This is a genomic window from Microbulbifer yueqingensis, from assembly GCF_900100355.1.
Classification (GTDB): domain Bacteria; phylum Pseudomonadota; class Gammaproteobacteria; order Pseudomonadales; family Cellvibrionaceae; genus Microbulbifer; species Microbulbifer yueqingensis.
The window spans coordinates 1-16,274 of sequence record NZ_FNFH01000007.1; the positions used below are offsets into that span (position 1 = coordinate 1).

Here is a 16,274-nt window from a genome sequence, read left to right on the forward strand (position 1 = left end):
AGGACAGAGAAGGCTGGAGCCGGGACTGGTGGTACACTCAGATAGGGGTGTGCAGTATCGTGCCCAAGGGTACCAAGACCTGCTCTTGGCGAACCACTGCCGTCCCAGCATGAGCCGCCAGGCCAATTGCTGGGATAATGCCGCAATGGAATCGTTTTTCAGCAGGCTCAAGGTAGAGCTGGTATACGCAGGAAACTTTGAGAGTATCAGCCAAGCGAAATCTGAGGTGTTTGAATACATCGAGGTTTTCTACAATAGGATCCGTAGGCACTCTGCGATTGGGTATGTAAGCCCGGCAGAGTATGAGCGCAGATGCGCGTAGTTAGAGTGTCTACTTTTTGTGGGTAAGACCAAGGTGCTAGAGCTTTGAGCAAGGATATCGAAATCGAGCTTAAGAAATTAAGAGGGTTAAGAAAGCTCTGTCATGCTCCATTTGTAGTCATGTTGGTTGCATTCCCATTGGGTTTCGTACTTCCTGAATCAATGGATCTAATTATCAAGATAGTTGGTTTTACTGGTGTGGCTGCTTTTTTTGTTACGTTTTTCTATAGCTTTAAAATCAATAATTTTGTTTGCCCTCGTTGCAATCAGCGATTTCATCTTAAACGTAGTAATAGCGGCTGGTATAGTTACAATCTTTTTGCTCGGCAATGTCAAAGTTGCGGTCTATTGCTAAACGGGGGCAACGCACATGAACACCTATAACAAGGCCAAGCACGTGACGAGCGCGTGTTGGCAGCGTTGTGTGATGATCATACGTTCAGTAATTCACTAGAAATTCGAGGAAATCAGTGAAAATCTTTATAAGCTTGATTGCTATGTTGGTTTCAGTCTTAGGTTTCGCTGAATCAGATACAAAATTTCGTAAGGTGAAATTAGGTGAAGGGGCATTTTTCCTAACCGCAATCGAGGAAAACAGCACTAACATTGGTGTTCTCAAAGAGGGTGGGAAGTTAATTCTCATCGACCCCGCGCCGGGAGAAGATAAACTTCAAGAATTAGAGCAATTAATTCAAGATGAATATAGAGTAAAGGATCTATATGTTCTAAATACACATGGGCATGGTGATCACTCCGGTGGTAATGAGTACTTTCTTAACAGGGGAGCTAAATTAAATAAATTTAATTTTGAGTCCCTGAAGAAATACCGGGTAGTTTCTCATAGTCCAAATGACCTGATATTTTATCACATGAAAAGCAATAGCATTTTTGTGGGTGATATATTCGATGCAAATTGGCACCCTACATTTTACGCTGGTGGCGTAGATGGGTTTGTAGATGCAATGGATTCAATTTTGCGTATCGGCGGTGAAGGTAGCTTGATAGTCCCAGGCCATGGAAGACCCGTTGGTAAGAGTATCCTGGAGGAGTATAAAAAGAATACGCTAAGTTGGTTGGGTCGCGTCGATGACCTTAGAAAGAAAAATATGACTATCGATGAAATGCTCTTAGATAAGGAATTGCGTAATATTCTAGAGCGCTTTAATTTTGAAAAACGCTCTCCGTTTTTGCCTAAGAAAGCTGAAAGAAGATTTGTGGAACGTTCTATCGCTATTTTGGATAGATCAGGAGGCACATAACAAAGCGTTGAAGCACGACCTCCAAAGCTGCACACCTTTTGTGGTCGGTACGCTTATACCACAAAAGCCACCCAATTTTGACCACAGCTGAATCCGACGTTAGGTTTCTGAAGTTATTGGATAGATGGTGGTGAATTATACGGGAAATCGTCGGAACCAAAGTAATCTTGAAGGCGACTCATGAAAGCGATTGTATATACAAAATACGGATCACCGGATGTTCTTCAGGTCAAAGAAGTTGAGAAACCTACACCCAAGGACGATGAAGTCTTGATAAAAGTTCATGCTGCAGAGGTGACGAAGGCTGACTGTGAAATGCGAAGTTTCAATTTTCAAGTGAAATGGTTTTGGCTGCCTTTGCGAGTTGCTTTGGGATTAATAAAGCCAAAGAAACGGGTTTTGGGAGGATATTTTGCGGGGCAAGTGGAATCCGTCGGCAAAGACGTTTCAAAATTTGAGATGGGAGATCACGTTTTTGGGACTGCCAAACTTCGGTTGGGCGCACATGGCGAATATGTGTGCCTGCCAGCCAGCTACACGCTTGTTGCGAAACCGCACAATGTGAGCTTTGAAGAGGCGGCAGCAGTACCTCTGGGCGGACTGAATGCACTTCACTTTTTGAGAAAAGCGAATATCCAAAAGGGAGAAAAAGTTTTGGTAAATGGTGCAGGTGGAAGCATCGGTACTTTCGGGGTACAGATTGCCAAAGCAATGGGGGCCGAGGTGACGGCAGTTGACAGCACCAACAAAGAGAAAATGTTACGCCTGATCGGAGCTGATTATTTCTTCGACTATACCAAAGAAGACTTCACAAAAAGTGGCCAAACCTATGACGTGATTTTTAGCATGGTTGCCAAAAGTTCCTATTCCGAATGCATGAAAGTACTCAAGCCCCAGGGACGCTATCTGCTGGCAAATCCACGTATGTCCGACATGCTGAGATCTGTCATGACGTCCAAGTTTACTGATAAGGAAGTGATTTTTGTTTTTGCCGGAGAAACAGAGGAAGAACTGCTCACACTGAAGGAAATGATTGAAGCGGGCAAGATCAAATCAATTGTCGATACAATATATTCGTTTGAGCAAGCTGCCGAAGCTCATCGAAGAGTAGAGACTGAACAAAGGTCGGGGGCAGTTGTAATCTCTGCGGGACATAACAGCAAAACCTAACAAGGTCCTTAACGTGATTTCCAAAAAACGGGCTTCCACTTAATTCCAGCGTCTTTTCGGAAACAAGTGAGCTTGTGCGTTAACTCTTACCGCTAATGGAGTCTTTTTTGTGTTGCGAGTATTATCTTTGATAATTTTGGCAGCGATAAGCGCCTCCGCATTCAGTGATGAGCCGCTTCGACCTCCTGAAGAAAAAAGGGTCTGTGATCTTTGGATCAATTATTGCGCATATTTGCATCCTAAAAGGAATGCCGTCCTTTATAAAATTGATGGTGCTTTTAATAAAAAGGAGCTTTATGAGGTCCCTGGCTGGCATCGTTCAGTATTTATCTCCTTTGATGGAAAGTACTTTATTTCTGGCTATGACGGTCTGAATTTAGTGCCGCTTAACGTAACAGAAGATGAGGTAATGATTACTATCTATAAAAATGGGATTGAACACAAAAAAATTACACTTGGGCAAATGGTCAGAGATCTAAAAAAATTGAAGAAAACAACATCGCATTACGAGTGGGGCTCGATTGAAGCTGTAAATGATAAATTGATGTATATTGATACCGTAGATGGTAAGGCTGTAGTAGATTTAGATACTGGCGAGGTGGAGCACTACTGAGTTAGCAAAGCCAGGCAGCATGCTCCGGGCTTGGGCCCTCCGCGGGACAGCTTACCTTGTGCACATTTTGCGTGGTCGCTACGTTCCCATTTTCGCGCAAAACGCGCACAAGATAAACCGCTCCTGCGTGCGGGGTTATTTGCAATATGAAAAGGAAGATAAGATGAATAAGATATTTTTGTTTGTAGTTGCGGTACTGTTGTCTGCTGCGTCGTCGGCAAAAGAATCAGAATTTGACGCCGAAAAATTTGCGAATGAATACTTTCAGGCTTTTGTAGCCACTCAAACACCAGATGCTAAACCAGAAGATATTGAAAACTATCTATCTTTGCTAAAGGATGATGTAGGGAGTCAACATATACCTTTCGATACCGATGACTCTCGAAAGCCAGACGGAAAAGCTAGGATGCGCAAAGGCATGACGTACTATTTAGGCTCCCATGACAAGTATAAAGCTGAGCTTCTTGATGTCGTCACATTTGGCAAGAATGGCATGGCAATCCGCTACGCGCAGGAGGCTAGCGGTTTTCATCCCGACAGCGGTAAATACAACAGTTACAGCAATCAGTTGTTAGTCGTCCTGGAGGTAGAGGAGGGCAAAGTTGGTGTCATACGTATTTACAATGTCCAGTAGACCGCACATAACAAGCGTAAGCAGCCTGCTCCGGCCCTTCGGGACTCCGTGGGACGCCCAACGCTACGAACGGTCTGTGTGGCTCGCTGCGCTACCAGTTTCGTACAACCCGTGCTAGGTATTGGACGCCCCCGCTGCGAGCGTTGAATTGCATTATCACTGTGTAAGAGAAGCACTATGAAAATTAAAATAATGATAGCCACTTTTATTATGACATTTTCATCCATTTTATATGCGAATGAGCGGCAAGAGAACGCGCTCGAGGAAATCAATGAAGTAATAGAAGCATTTCGCGTATCAATAATAGAAAAGGATGAAGTGAGATTTCAGCGGCTTTTCTATGATAAGTCCATTCCATGGCTGGGAGTGTTGGGTCACAAAAGATCAGGAACACTGCCTAGTCAACTCGGCGTGGGACCTGGATCGTATGTGCAATTTATTTCATGGATTGTCTCAACGGAAGAAGAGGTTGAAGAAAAATTTTGGGATATCAAAATCCTAACTGACAATGAAATTGCTTCAGTGCATTTCAAATATAGTTTGCATATTGATGGCTATAAGAATAATTGGGGAGATGAGGCCTGGCACTTGGTAAAAACAGGAGATGGGTGGAAAATTAGCTCTGTTGTGTACTCCGTAACAAAGAATCCAGAGCCCCCTCCCGAAAAAATCTAACAAGTGCGGCAAAGCGTTCCGGCTTGCAGGCTTCCACCGGGCAGCTTGTTTTGTGCAATTTATGTGCGGGTGGCTTCACTCCTATTCGCACATATAGAGAAAGAAGCAAGCAGTCGCTGTGGCGGTGTTATATTTACTACAGAAATGACACACAATGAATGAAGCCCGACGATATTTACATCCGATTTTAGACAGTGCCAGGTGGGCCCGGTATCAGCCACGTGACGACGACGTAATTGTCGCGACCTCTTTTAAATCCGGCACCACCTGGATGCAGTTGATCCTGCTCCACCTGCTTTATGGCGTAAAGGATGTGCCGCTCTTGAGGGATATGGATCACTGGGTGGATTTCCGGGCATTGGAAGAGGGCAAGATGCTCGAGCGGCTGGAAGGCCAGCGATCTCGGAGAATAATCAAGACCCATCTACCTTTTGACGCTATACCCTATCACAGAGAAGTAAAGTACATAGTGGTTGACCGGGATCCGCGTGACGTGGGCATGTCACTCTGGAATCACTATCGAAATATGAACCTGGGATATGTCAATGATAACCTTCCTTCAGGTGTCAAACCCATTCCTCCATGTCCCGGGGATATTCATACGTTTTTCAGGCGTTGGTTAACTGTTGGATACTTCGACTGGGAGCAAGAGGGTTTCCCGTTTTGGTCGAATTTAAGGCATGTTCAAACGTGGTTTGATGTACGCGGGCACGATAACGTATTGCACGTACATTATGGCGATCTCCTTCGGCGACCAGAGTCCGAAATTTCACGGGTGGCCGGTTTTATCGGTGCCGGTGCGGATGCCGACCAAGTGAAGCAGGTTAGCGAAGTAACTTCTTTCAATCACGTTAAAAGTAACCTGGACGCTTTATTTCCCGGTGGCTATGGGCTATTCAGGGGAGGGGCTGATACCTTTTTCAATAAAGGTGTAAATGGCCGTTGGAAAGGCGTTCTTACTCGTGATGATTTAGATCTATTTGAGACTGTATCACGCAAGATATTGAGCAGGGAGTGTCGCGAATGGCTGGCCAGAGGATCCATGTAGCAACTTGACATCACCGGGCCAGGTAGTTCGATCGCCAAAATAGACTCCTTGCCGCGGCCCGTTCGCGGCGTTAGCTACTCTCACTCCTTAGATAATGAAACGGGCGCCGCTGGTGATGCTGGCTATGTTGGCCGGTTGTCGGTCAGGGCCCGGTTCTCCCGGCTACTATCTTAAGTCTCCGCCAAACCCGAATGTCCGGTTGAGGGATTAGGTGACGAGAGAAACGATGAGCAAGACAGGGCGAGATACCATGGGCTATCCCGACAGGCTACACAAATTCGAGCAGAATTCCCGCGATCTTTCATCCGCCCAGCCGGCGGTAATGAAGGCGTTTTGGGAGCTGCACAAGGCGGCTGTGAGCGAGGGCGCGCTGGATGCGAAGACGAAGGAGCTGATCACCCTGGCGATCAGCGTGGCCACTCGCTGCGATGACTGCATTGCGCACCATACGTATGATGCGCTGGAAGCCGGCGCCAGCAGGGAGGAGATCGCGGATGCATTGGGCGTGGCCATTCTGATGGGCGGTGGGACCAGCGTGGTGTACGCCACCCACGCCATCGAGGCACTCGACCAGTTTTCACCGCCTGCAGGTTAAAAGCAGCCTCAGCAGTGACTGGTGTTGAGGTATTGCTATAGCCCAGAAGCGAAGAATAACCAGTCCCAGGGGTATGGATGACAGATAGTTGTGAAGAGCTGGATGCCAGCAGCGCCCGCGAACGCAAGACCCTGATAGCGGTCTTGGCCATTAACGCAGTGATGTTCGTGGCGGAACTTGTGGCCGGGCTGCTGGCTGAGTCCACCGCGCTGATTGCGGATTCACTCGATATGCTTGCCGATGCCTCTGTCTATGCGATCAGCCTCTATGCCGTGGGGAGGGGCGCCAGCCTGCAACGTCGGGCGGCGCGGATGAGTGGCGTACTGCAGGTTACCCTTGCGCTGCTGGTATTGCTGGACGTGGTCCGCCGGTTCCTGCTGGGTAGCGATCCGGCCTGTGGCCTGATGGCAGGTGTGGGCCTGGTGGCGCTGGCAGCCAACATTGCCTGCCTGTTGCTGGTTGCCCGGCACCGCGACGCCGGCGTGCATATGCGGGCGTCGGTGATTTTTTCCGCGAATGACGTTATCGCCAATCTCGGTGTGATTGCGTCTGCCGGCCTGGTCTGGTGGCTGGACAGCCGTTACCCGGACCTGGTGATCGGAGTCGTTATCGCCGTTGTGGTCTTCCTGGGAGGTATTCGCATCCTCAGGGAGTCGGCTCGGTCACCCCGGTAGCGGCGTTAGACTTCTCTCGCTTCACGCGATGGCGCCCGGCGGCCGCTACAGCGGTCACCATCTGGCGCCCTGGGCTAATATCCCGGGTGTACGATTCGGAGGCAGGTTCTTGTTTGATTTCCTGAAAAGCGGTCGATTCTCAGCGGTTTTCGCCGGGGTTATAGTCGCGATAAGTGCCCTCTCCCTTATCGTGGACCTGATGGGGAGTGCCGGGATCTACTGGTTCCAGCGTTCAGGTGCCCTTATTGTGCTGGCCGGAGTGGAGTTGCAATACGCAAAGCTGACCTCCCTGTGGCAGCGTGCGGTCGGTGACGATACGCGCGAGAAGACGAGCCGGGACGGCGAGCTGCAGGGCAGGGCCGTAGATATCAAAGGCGTAAAAGCAAATTCAGAAGAACTGCGCGCGTTTGCACTGCGCCTTCACGGAGGCAATCGCCAGAACAGCGCGACGGAGAATGTGGCCTTTGTGTTTATTATCCTGGGTACCCTTATCTGGGGCTATGGCGATGTCCCCTTTCGCTGAGGCCGCCCCGGCTCCACCAGGCATACCCCTTCCCCCTTTAAGTCGGGCGGACGTGGGATGGCACGGGTTTTCGTGCGCGCCTTGCCACATAGCCCCGGCCCGGCTGGGCTATGGTAGCCCTATCATTTTGCCCTTCCATGCTGATGCCAAGGATAAAGCCCGTGAAAAAGGACGACCGCAAGCCCACCACCAATGACGCCGGCATGAAGGTGCCGAGCGACGAGTACTCGCTTACCGTCGGGCCCGACGGCCCCATCCTGCTGCAGGATCACTACCTGATCGAGCAGATGGCCAATTTCAACCGCGAGCGCATTCCCGAGCGCCAGCCCCACGCCAAGGGTTCCGGCGCCTTCGGCTATTTCGAGGTAACCCAGGACGTCAGTGCCTACACCAGGGCGGCGGTCTTCCAGCCGGGGACCAGGACGGATACCGTGATCCGGTTTTCCACTGTGGCCGGGGAGCGGGGCAGCCCGGATACCTGGCGCGACCCGCGCGGCTTTGCCCTCAAGTTCTACACCAGCGAGGGCAATTACGACCTGGTGGGGAACAATACGCCGGTATTTTTCGTGCGAGACCCGATGAAGTTCCAGCACTTTATCCGCTCGCAGAAGCGCCGCGCTGACAATGGCCTGCGGGACCACGACATGCAGTGGGACTTCTGGACCCTGTCACCGGAATCGGCCCACCAGGTGACCTGGCTGATGGGCGACCGCGGTATCCCCAAGAGCTACCGGCACATGAACGGCTACTCGAGCCACACCTATATGTGGGTGAACAAGGATGGTGAACGCTTCTGGGTGAAATACCACTTCAAGACCGACCAGGGCATCGAGTGCCTGACCCAGGAGGAGGCCGACCGGATTGCCGGGGAGGATTCGGATGCGCACCGGCGCGACCTGTTCGACGCCATCGCCCGCGGCGACCACCCCAGCTGGACGCTCAAGGTGCAGTTGATGCCATTCGATGAGGCGGAGAATTACCGCTTCAACCCCTTCGACCTGACCAAGGTCTGGCCCCATGAGGACTACCCCTTGCAGGAGGTGGGCAAGCTGGTACTCGATCGCAATCCCACCGACTTCCACACCGAGATCGAGCAGGCGGCGTTCGAGGTCAACAACACCGTGCCGGGGATCGGCTTCAGCCCGGACAAGATGCTGCTGGGGCGGGTATTTTCCTACGCCGATGCCCACCGGGCGCGGCTGGGGGTCAACTACAAGCTGATCCCGGTCAACCGGCCCAAGTGCCCGGTGCACAGTTACAGCAAGGACGGTGCCATGCGGGTGGAGAATGTCACCGACCCGGTCTACGCCCCCAACTCCAAGGGCGGCCCGGCGGCCGACCCGGAGAATTATCCCTACCGGGAGAAGTGGTCCGCCAGCGGCGAGTTCATGCATGCGGCCTATACGTCCCATGCGGAGGACGACGATTTTGTCCAGCCGGGCGTGCTGGTGCGCAAGGTGATGGACGATGCCCAGCGGGAAAGACTGGTATCCAACGTGGTCGGCCACCTCAAGGCGGGTGTGACCGACGAAGTACTGGAGCGGGCTTTCGATTACTGGCGCAAGGTCGACCAGGATATCGGCGACCGCATCGAGAAGGGTGTGAAGGGCGGTTGAGTTTCCCTTCCCCGCGGATACTGCCCGGGGCGATCTGGCATGGCGCTGGCGATTATTTTTGTACTGTATGCCAGCATCGGGGTGCTGGCCGCGGCAGGGTCTATCACTATCTCGCGGCGCCTGTTTGCCGGGCCCCGCGAGCGTGTCTTCTACGGGCTGTTCCTTGTCCTGATAGCAGCTTTCTATCTCGCCTTCACTGCTTACTTTGATGGCACAGGCACTACCTGGCTGGCCGAGATTGTGCTGGCTTCAGGGTTCGCCCTGCTCGGCCTACTGGGCTGTGCCCGCACCGGGCTGCTGGCGGCGGGTTACCTGCTGCATGGCCTGTGGGATCTCCTGCATGAGCTGCCTGCCAGTGGCCTGCCGCTCACCGAGATCCCGCTGGCCTATGGCGTCTTCTGTGCTGCGTTCGACTGGTGTGTGGCAGCCTACTGTGTGCGCCGGCACCGGGCCTGGGTAGTGCCGGTAGCTGACCTGGAATAGTGCCGGTAGCTGACCGGGAAAGTGGGTAGGGATTTGTCGGCCGCCGCGGCACGCCTTCGGTGCCACTGGCGCGCCGTGCGGAATTTGAGCGCCGGGAACCAGTCGCCCGCCGGTTTCGTTATTCCCCGTTAAATGGCGCTTGCGAAACACGTATGCCCCGCGGTAAAAACAACAGTAATAACAGGGCGCATCGACCGCGCTGTCAATCGCATCCCCACGGAGTGCAGTGCCATGCTGTCAGCTGAAATGCAGAATCCCGGCGAGTTCATCGACCTGCTCAAGGAACTGATCCGCCAGCCCAGCGTGGTGGGCGCCGAGCACTCTTTCTTCCGCGTGCTGCAACGGGAGCTGGAGGAGCGGGGTGCCCGGGTTACCTGGTACGAGGGGCTGCTGGTGGCCCAGGGGCGCGAGCCGGATGCCCTGATGTTCTCGGCCCACGTGGACCGGCACGGCCTGGTGTGCACCGGGCCCAACGAGTTCCAGTACGCGGCTTTCGTCGCCGGGCGCCGCTCGGACCTGCTGGGCAACTCGGTGTCTGAGAAGTTAATGCGCAAGATTGTCGACCGCTTCCACTCGGTGCCGGTAACTGCCTATGAGCCCTGGTCCGGTTCTTACCTGGGGGCCGGCAATATCCGCAGCGCTTACGTGTGCGAGTATCGCAACAACCTGATCTTCGAAGTGGATGGCCTCGATCACCTGGTGGCGGGTACCCCCGTGGCCTTCAGTGACCGCCTGACCGTCGAGGACGGGATCCTGAGTGCCCAGCTCGACAATGTCCTGACCGCCGCACACCTGGTGCACCTGTTCTCGCTGGGTTTCCAGGGCACTGCCTTCTTCACTGCCCAGGAGGAGTCCGGCAGCAGTTGGCGTTACCTGCTGGAATGGTTTCGCCGTTTCAATGGCGCCACTGACCGCCTGATCGTGGTGGACACCAGTCCCTACCCGGACCGGGCCACCGCCGACCGGCAACAGGTGGTGCTGCGCCGCCGAGATGCCAATGCCGCCTTCCACGAGCCCACCACCACCATGATCGAGGCGCTGTGCCGCGAGCATGGGATCAGCTACGGCTTCAAGGATGCCTACATTGACGAGCTGAACCGGCAGGCGGAGGCGGCGGGGCAGGAGCCGCAGTCGCTGGGCAGCACCGAGCTGGGCCGTATCGTGGCGGCGTCGAACGGCTTCGTGCAGGGCACTACAATCCAGGTGCCCACCACCGGTTACCACACCATGGAGGAGTCCGCCTCGGCGGAGGCCAACGGGGGGTTCAGCCGCTTGCTACACCTGGTGGCGCGGGCTGCAGGAGCCTGCTGAGCCGGGGAGTTTCGCCTCAGCAGCAGTCCCAGTTGTACCAGACGCGGGAAAAGTCCCGCCGCTCGAGGTCTTCCGGGCGGATGAAAAAGTTCGCCACGCCGGCATCGCCCCACATGATTTCCACACCCTCGCTGCTGTGGCTGTCCATCTGGAACAGCAGCGGCCAGGCTCCCAGTGGCTGGCCGTGGCGCGGGTCGTCCTGGGTGAAATTGGCGTAGCCGCCTATGCGACTGCCGGCGGCCTCGTTGCGGTCGAACAGCTCGTCCATGATTTCGTCCGGCATTGCGGCCAGGTCGATGCCCGTGGCGGCAAAGCGGTAGTCCGCCAGCGCCGGCAGACCTGATTCGCGCGAGAAAGTGAGTGCATACTCTTCCCGCAGGGGAAAGTGTGTGGTGTCACGGGTGTGCGGCACATCCTGCGTGAGCCTGTCCCTGTCCTGTTCCACCTCGGCGTGAAATACCACCCGGTAATTGCCCCTGGTGCCTCCCTCAAGCGGTGGCTGAGGCATGTCCAGTGGCAGGCCCAGCAGCTCGTCGTCGCTTACAAAAAATTGCAGCAGGCCGGAATCCGGGAGACCCGGCAGGGAGGGTAGGGTGGGGATTTCCTCGAGGTTGAGCTGGGCCAGCAGGAACAGCCGCTGGCCATCGTTTCCCTCCGGGTAGGGCTCGCTCCGGGGCCAGTAGGCGCGCCCGCCGAACTTGCTCTGCCAGGGGGCTTTGGCGCGCTCGGCCTGGGGCCGGATGCAGATATAGTCCAGCCGGTGCTGTTCCAGCCGCTCGTCGATTTTCTCCAGCGCCCGCTCGACTTCCTGCGGATCGAGGTGCGGCCGCTCATGGGGGTGCGGACCTGAAGGCGCGGCAGTCCTGCGCAGGCTCTCCTTGCGAAAGCGACGGTACAGGTGTAGCGCGACGATCAGGAAAACCAAGATGGTCAGGATTGCATCGGCGGATATGGACATGGCGTTGATATCTTTTTTAAACCGCGCCCACACTAACAGCTCGGGAGCCCTTCGGGTATGGTGAAATTCCCGGCCCAATAGGGCCGGGAAAGATCAGCGCCCTGCCGCGCGGGGCGACGCGGGCTTCACAGCTCACGCATTTGCCGACCGCTCTGGCGTATCGCTGGTATAGAGCTCTGCCAGCACTTCCTCCACCCGGCGGTCGAGGCTCTCGGTGGATTCATCCAGCATGATGACATGTCCGAGCTTGCGTCCCGGCCGGCGGCGCTTGCCGTAAAGCCAGACCCCCTCGTTGGGGGTGCGCGGAATCGTGTCCACTCCGAGCATGTTCACCATGGCCGCCGGCTGTGCGCAGGTGGTGTCCCCCAGGGGCATGCCGAGTATCGCCCGCAAGTGGTTGGCGAACTGGCTTACCGGCGCGCCGGCCAGGGTCCAGTGGCCGCTGTTGTGTACCCGCGGGGCCAGCTCGTTGACCAGGATCCCCGAGCGGGTGACGAAGCACTCCATGGTCAGCACGCCCACATAGTCCCAGTCGTCCAGCAGGGTCGCCAGGTAGCGCTGTGCCGTTTCAAGCTCGCCATTGCCATCGGCTGCGGGCGCGCGGGAAACCAGCAGGGTGCCGTTTTCGTGCCGGTTCTCCGTGAGCGGGTAGCTGCGTGTCTCACCGCTGGCGCTGCGCACGCCGACAATGGAGACCTCCCGCGAGAAGGGCACGCCTTTCTCAACCACATAGGAACCCGGTGCCAGTTCATCGCGGAGTTGCTCCAGCTGCGCCACGCTGTCGACACGCCACTGGTTCTTGCCGTCGTAGCCGCTTTCGCAGGCCTTGATGAAAGCCGGGTAGCCGAGGTAGCCAATGGCCGCGCAAACATCGTGGTAATTTTCCGCAGGCAGGAAGGGAGCTACTGGAACGCCCGATTCCAGCAGCGCGAGCTTCTCGCGCAGCCGGTGCTGGGTTTTCTCCACCGCATCCGCTTGTGGATAGACCGGGCAGAACTCTTGCAGGGCGCGCAGCAGGCCCGGCGGTACATCCTCGCGCTCGGTAGTGATGACCTCCGGGCAGCCGAGCTCCCGATACAGCGAGCCGGCATCCGGGCTGTCTCCAACCCGCACGACCTCACCCAGGTCCTGCACGCATACCGTACTCTCTTCGCCGAGGGCGACAAAGCTGAATGTGATGCCCAGTGACCGCCCTTCCTGGGCCATCATCTGCGCCAGCTGGCCACAACCAATTATGGCGACGCGTCTCTCTGCCATCATTCCACCTCGAAAGGAACCTGGTCACTCTGTTGTTCGCGCCATGTCTCCAGGCGCCGGGCCAATTCCGCATCGGCGAGTGACAGTATCTGGGCGGCCATCAGGCCGGCATTGAAGGCCCCGGATTTCCCCACGGCCTGGGTGGCGACGGCCACACCTTTTGGCATCTGCACGATGGACAGCAGGCTGTCGAGGCCGGTCATGAACTTGCTTTCCACCGGCACTGCGATCACCGGCAGCGGACTCAGCGCGGCGATCATGCCCGGCAGGTGCGCCGAGCCGCCCGCGCCGGCGATGATGACCTGGGTGCCCGCTTCCTTTGCCCGGCTGGCGAAGTCCACCATACGCTGGGGGGTGCGGTGGGCGGAGACGACCGCGGAGGCATGCGCCACTTCCAGCTGGGTCAGTGGCAGGGTGGCGTTCTGCATGGTGGGCCAGTCGGAGCGCGAGCCCATCACGATCATGACTTTCTCAAAGTTGATTTTTTCCACGGTCGGTTAACTCCAGTGTTGTACCAGTGCCAGGTAGGCCGGGATGGCCACCAGCACGTTGAAGGGGAAAGTGATCGCCAGCGACAGGGTGATCGACAGGCTGGCATTGGCCTGGGGCAGTGCGACCGCCATGGCCGCCGGCACCGCAATATAGGAGGCACTGCTGCCCAGTACCGCCAGCAGGACCACGCCCCCGGGGCTCAGCCCCAGCAGGGTGGCGAGGCCGGCGGCGGCGGCTGCGCCCATCAGCGGCATCAGCACCCCGAAGCTCAGCAGGAAGCCGCCTTGCTTGCGGATAGCCGGCAGGCGCTCGGCGGCCACCCGGCCCATTTCCAGCAGGAACAGGGCCAGGATTCCGTGGAACAGGTCGCCAAAGAACGGCATGACGGATGCGGTGCGCTCGCCTGCCCAGGCGCCGATAGCGATGCCGCCGAGCAGCAGCAGGACGCCCTGGTTGAGGAAGATCTCGCGGATGATCTCCCCCCAGTGGCCGGCATTGCCGCGAGCAGCAGCGGCCCCCGCCAGCAGGATGCCCACAATGATGGCCGGCACCTCGAGCAGGGCCACGAACAGCGGGAAGTAGGCCTCGTAGTCAACCCCACGGCTGTCCAGCAGGGCCACCGCCACCGCGTAGGTGGCGACGCTCACGGAGCCGTAGTGGGCCGCCGTGGCCGCCGCATCGACACGGGACCACTTGCCGATATAGAGCAGTATCGGGAAGGCCAGCAGCGGCAGCAGGGCGCCGAAGGCCACCACGGCAAGGGATTGCGGTACCAGTGTGGCAATCGGGGAAGAGCTCAGGGCAACGCCACCCTTGAGGCCGATGGCGAGCAGCAGGAAGATGACACAGCTCTTGTAGAGCCCCTCGGGCAGTCGCAGGTCGCTGCGCAGCAGCTGCGCGACGGCACCGAGGACGAAGAAGCCGACAACGATATCCAGCTGCATGTTCAGCCCGCCCCTTGCGCGAGGCGCCGGTCAGGGGGACTTTCGACCGGAATCGGCCGGCGCCGCTGACCGAGCGTCCAGTAAGCGGCGTTGACCAGCAGTACCAGCACGCCAGTGGCCGCCAGCCCGCTGCCGGTAATGCCGGCCGCTGACAGCGTACCGCCCAGCGCGGCCAGCAGGGTGCCGACGGCGAGACCGAAGAAGAGTTGGGGTTTGGTCATGGGGGGCTCCTTGTCCATAGGTCCGAGAGTGCGCGCATTATCGGCAAGGAGTTGGATAGATAAAAATAGATAATTAAGATGTTATCTATAGATAAATACTTATGGAGGTGCCTGGATGGCCTCACACCGGATTCACGCCCACATTGGCACCGTGCGCCAGCTGGAGATCATCCTGGCCGTGCACGAGCACCGCAGTATCAGCGCCGCCGCCCGGGCGCTGCACCTCACCCAGCCCAGTGTCTCGATGCAGCTGGCGAAGCTGGCGGATGCGGTGGGCCTGCCGCTTTATTACCAGGTGGGCAAGCAGCTGCAGTTCACCGAAGCCGGCCTGACGCTGGTGAAGAGCGCCCGCGAGATACTGCGCTGCTACGAGTACCTGGACCTGAAGCTGGCAGACCTGCGCGGACTCCAGTCGGGGACCCTGCAACTGGCGGTGGTCACGACCGCGAAGTACTTTATCCCGCACCTGATCGGCGACTTCTACGAACAGCACCCGCAGCTCGATATCCGCTTCCGGGTTGGCAACCGGCGCCAGATTATCGAGCGCACCGCTGAGGACGAGGATGACTTCTACGTCTTCAGCCACCCGCCGGACAACCCGGACCTGGAACTGGTGGAATTCCTGCCCAACCGGCTGCTGGCCATCGCGCCGGAGAAACACCCCCTTGCCGGGCGCACCGGGGTCCCGCTGGAGGAGTTCGCGCAGTGCCCCTTCCTGCGCCGGGAGGAGGGCTCGGGTACGCGCCACGCCATCGAGCGCTTCCTGCAGCGCCAGGGCATCGAGTTGAATGTACGCATGACGATCGAGAGCAACGAGGCGATCAAGCACGCGGTCATGTCGGGGCTGGGCGTCTCCATCCTGTCCGAGCACACGCTGTCGTTCGGCGGCAGCGCGGGGCTGGCCATCCTGGATGTGCAGGAGCTGCCGATCGAGACCCGCTGGTACCTGGCCCGTCGCCGGTCGCGGCCGCTGTCGCCGGCGGCGAGGGAGTTCCTCGACTATGCACGCCGGCTGGGCGAGGCGCCACTGGAAAGCGGGCTCGGCCTGCCGCCGCAGTGAGGGTTGCGAGTGGCGCACGGCTAGTGGCGCACGACTAGAGGCGCACGACTAGAGGCGCACGGCTAGTGGCGCACGGCTAGTGGCGGCCATCGGCGGGCCGGTCTGACAGCACCCAGCCGGTGTTGGGCTCCACGCGCAGGAAGCGCGCGCGCTTGCCGCGGTAGGCGATGACGCTCCAGCGCCCGTTCTCGAATTCCATGGAAGTGATCGGGTGATAGCCGAGGCCGCGCAGGCGGCTGCGGATGGTGGAGACTTCCAGGGCGATGACATCCGGCTCCTCGCCGTAGAGGTCCTCGCTGTCATAGAGATTGATATTCGGCTCGATCGCGGGGTCGGGGGGGATTGGCATCGTCAGCCCCCCGGAGAGAAGGATACTGGGCAGGATTCCAGCTAACAGGCTCATGGCGTACTCCCGGCCAT

The 16,274-nt window shown here is 57.2% G+C and carries 19 protein-coding genes and 1 pseudogene; 14 read left to right on the plus strand and 6 right to left on the minus strand.

Features of this window, described 5'->3' with window-relative positions; genetic code table 11:
* Positions 1-106: 106 nt before the first annotated feature.
* The 13 genes and pseudogenes from BLT26_RS16765 to BLT26_RS14330 form a co-directional block, all read left to right on the plus strand.
* Positions 107-322: pseudogene (locus tag BLT26_RS16765) on the plus strand (IS3 family transposase); the annotation flags it as partial.
* A 469-nt stretch (positions 323-791) separates the two neighbouring features.
* Entirely contained in the window at positions 792-1,580 is a 789-nt protein-coding gene (locus BLT26_RS14275; protein WP_139169582.1) for an MBL fold metallo-hydrolase, read from the plus strand.
* 180 nt (positions 1,581-1,760) lie between these two features.
* Positions 1,761-2,750: an NAD(P)-dependent alcohol dehydrogenase gene (locus tag BLT26_RS14280; protein WP_091515961.1), complete on the plus strand. Its 990-nt coding sequence runs from the start codon at positions 1,761-1,763 to the stop codon at positions 2,748-2,750.
* A gap of 109 nt (positions 2,751-2,859) precedes the next feature.
* A complete protein-coding gene (locus BLT26_RS16370; RefSeq protein ID WP_139169584.1) occupies positions 2,860-3,363 on the plus strand; it encodes a hypothetical protein in 504 nt (167 codons plus the stop codon).
* 163 nt (positions 3,364-3,526) lie between these two features.
* The gene (locus tag BLT26_RS14295; protein ID WP_091516391.1) at positions 3,527-3,997 is read left to right on the plus strand and encodes a nuclear transport factor 2-like protein; all 471 of its coding nucleotides are present in this window, start codon (positions 3,527-3,529) and stop codon (positions 3,995-3,997) included.
* A gap of 177 nt (positions 3,998-4,174) precedes the next feature.
* On the plus strand, positions 4,175-4,672 hold the full coding sequence (locus tag BLT26_RS16375; protein ID WP_139169585.1) for a hypothetical protein: 498 nt from the start codon (positions 4,175-4,177) through the stop codon (positions 4,670-4,672).
* 154 nt (positions 4,673-4,826) lie between these two features.
* On the plus strand, positions 4,827-5,720 hold the full coding sequence (locus tag BLT26_RS14300; RefSeq protein WP_091515972.1) for a sulfotransferase domain-containing protein: 894 nt from the start codon (positions 4,827-4,829) through the stop codon (positions 5,718-5,720).
* Between the two features lie 226 nt (positions 5,721-5,946).
* A complete protein-coding gene (locus BLT26_RS14305; RefSeq protein WP_217631456.1) occupies positions 5,947-6,315 on the plus strand; it encodes a carboxymuconolactone decarboxylase family protein in 369 nt (122 codons plus the stop codon).
* Positions 6,316-6,392: 77 nt separating this feature from the next.
* Entirely contained in the window at positions 6,393-6,989 is a 597-nt protein-coding gene (locus BLT26_RS14310) for a cation efflux transmembrane domain-containing protein (protein WP_091515976.1), read from the plus strand.
* A 109-nt stretch (positions 6,990-7,098) separates the two neighbouring features.
* Positions 7,099-7,512, plus strand: coding sequence for a hypothetical protein (locus BLT26_RS14315; protein WP_139169587.1), 414 nt, complete (start codon positions 7,099-7,101; stop codon positions 7,510-7,512).
* 161 nt (positions 7,513-7,673) lie between these two features.
* On the plus strand, positions 7,674-9,128 hold the full coding sequence (locus tag BLT26_RS14320; RefSeq protein ID WP_281245483.1) for a catalase: 1,455 nt from the start codon (positions 7,674-7,676) through the stop codon (positions 9,126-9,128).
* A 39-nt stretch (positions 9,129-9,167) separates the two neighbouring features.
* Positions 9,168-9,611, plus strand: a complete 444-nt coding sequence (locus BLT26_RS14325) for a DUF6010 family protein (protein WP_091515983.1) — start codon at positions 9,168-9,170, stop codon at positions 9,609-9,611.
* A gap of 231 nt (positions 9,612-9,842) precedes the next feature.
* Complete coding sequence (locus BLT26_RS14330) at positions 9,843-10,922, plus strand: peptidase M42 (protein WP_091515987.1); 1,080 nt, start codon at positions 9,843-9,845, stop codon at positions 10,920-10,922.
* 16 nt (positions 10,923-10,938) lie between these two features.
* Here BLT26_RS14330 and BLT26_RS14335 read toward each other — a convergent pair whose 3' ends face one another.
* From BLT26_RS14335 to BLT26_RS14355, 5 genes are all read right to left on the minus strand, one after another.
* Positions 10,939-11,880, minus strand: a complete 942-nt coding sequence (locus tag BLT26_RS14335; protein ID WP_139169589.1) for a YwqG family protein — start codon at positions 11,878-11,880, stop codon at positions 10,939-10,941.
* A gap of 132 nt (positions 11,881-12,012) precedes the next feature.
* Entirely contained in the window at positions 12,013-13,140 is a 1,128-nt protein-coding gene (locus BLT26_RS14340) for a 5-(carboxyamino)imidazole ribonucleotide synthase (protein ID WP_245720717.1), read from the minus strand.
* Positions 13,137-13,601: a 5-(carboxyamino)imidazole ribonucleotide mutase gene (gene purE / locus BLT26_RS14345; protein ID WP_175453145.1), complete on the minus strand. Its 465-nt coding sequence runs from the start codon at positions 13,599-13,601 to the stop codon at positions 13,137-13,139. The genes BLT26_RS14340 and purE overlap by 4 nt, the downstream gene beginning before the upstream one ends.
* A 33-nt stretch (positions 13,602-13,634) precedes the next feature.
* Positions 13,635-14,573 (minus strand): sodium-dependent bicarbonate transport family permease, encoded by a 939-nt coding sequence (locus BLT26_RS14350; RefSeq protein WP_091516000.1) that lies wholly within the window; start codon positions 14,571-14,573, stop codon positions 13,635-13,637.
* Between the two features lie 2 nt (positions 14,574-14,575).
* Positions 14,576-14,794: a hypothetical protein gene (locus BLT26_RS14355; RefSeq protein WP_091516004.1), complete on the minus strand. Its 219-nt coding sequence runs from the start codon at positions 14,792-14,794 to the stop codon at positions 14,576-14,578.
* A gap of 115 nt (positions 14,795-14,909) precedes the next feature.
* On the opposite strand from BLT26_RS14355, the gene BLT26_RS14360 reads away from it, so the two are divergent.
* Positions 14,910-15,854: a LysR family transcriptional regulator gene (locus BLT26_RS14360; protein ID WP_091516008.1), complete on the plus strand. Its 945-nt coding sequence runs from the start codon at positions 14,910-14,912 to the stop codon at positions 15,852-15,854.
* Between the two features lie 76 nt (positions 15,855-15,930).
* Here BLT26_RS14360 and BLT26_RS14365 read toward each other — a convergent pair whose 3' ends face one another.
* On the minus strand, positions 15,931-16,257 hold the full coding sequence (locus BLT26_RS14365) for a hypothetical protein (protein ID WP_139169591.1): 327 nt from the start codon (positions 16,255-16,257) through the stop codon (positions 15,931-15,933).
* Between the last annotated feature and the right edge of the window lie 17 nt (positions 16,258-16,274).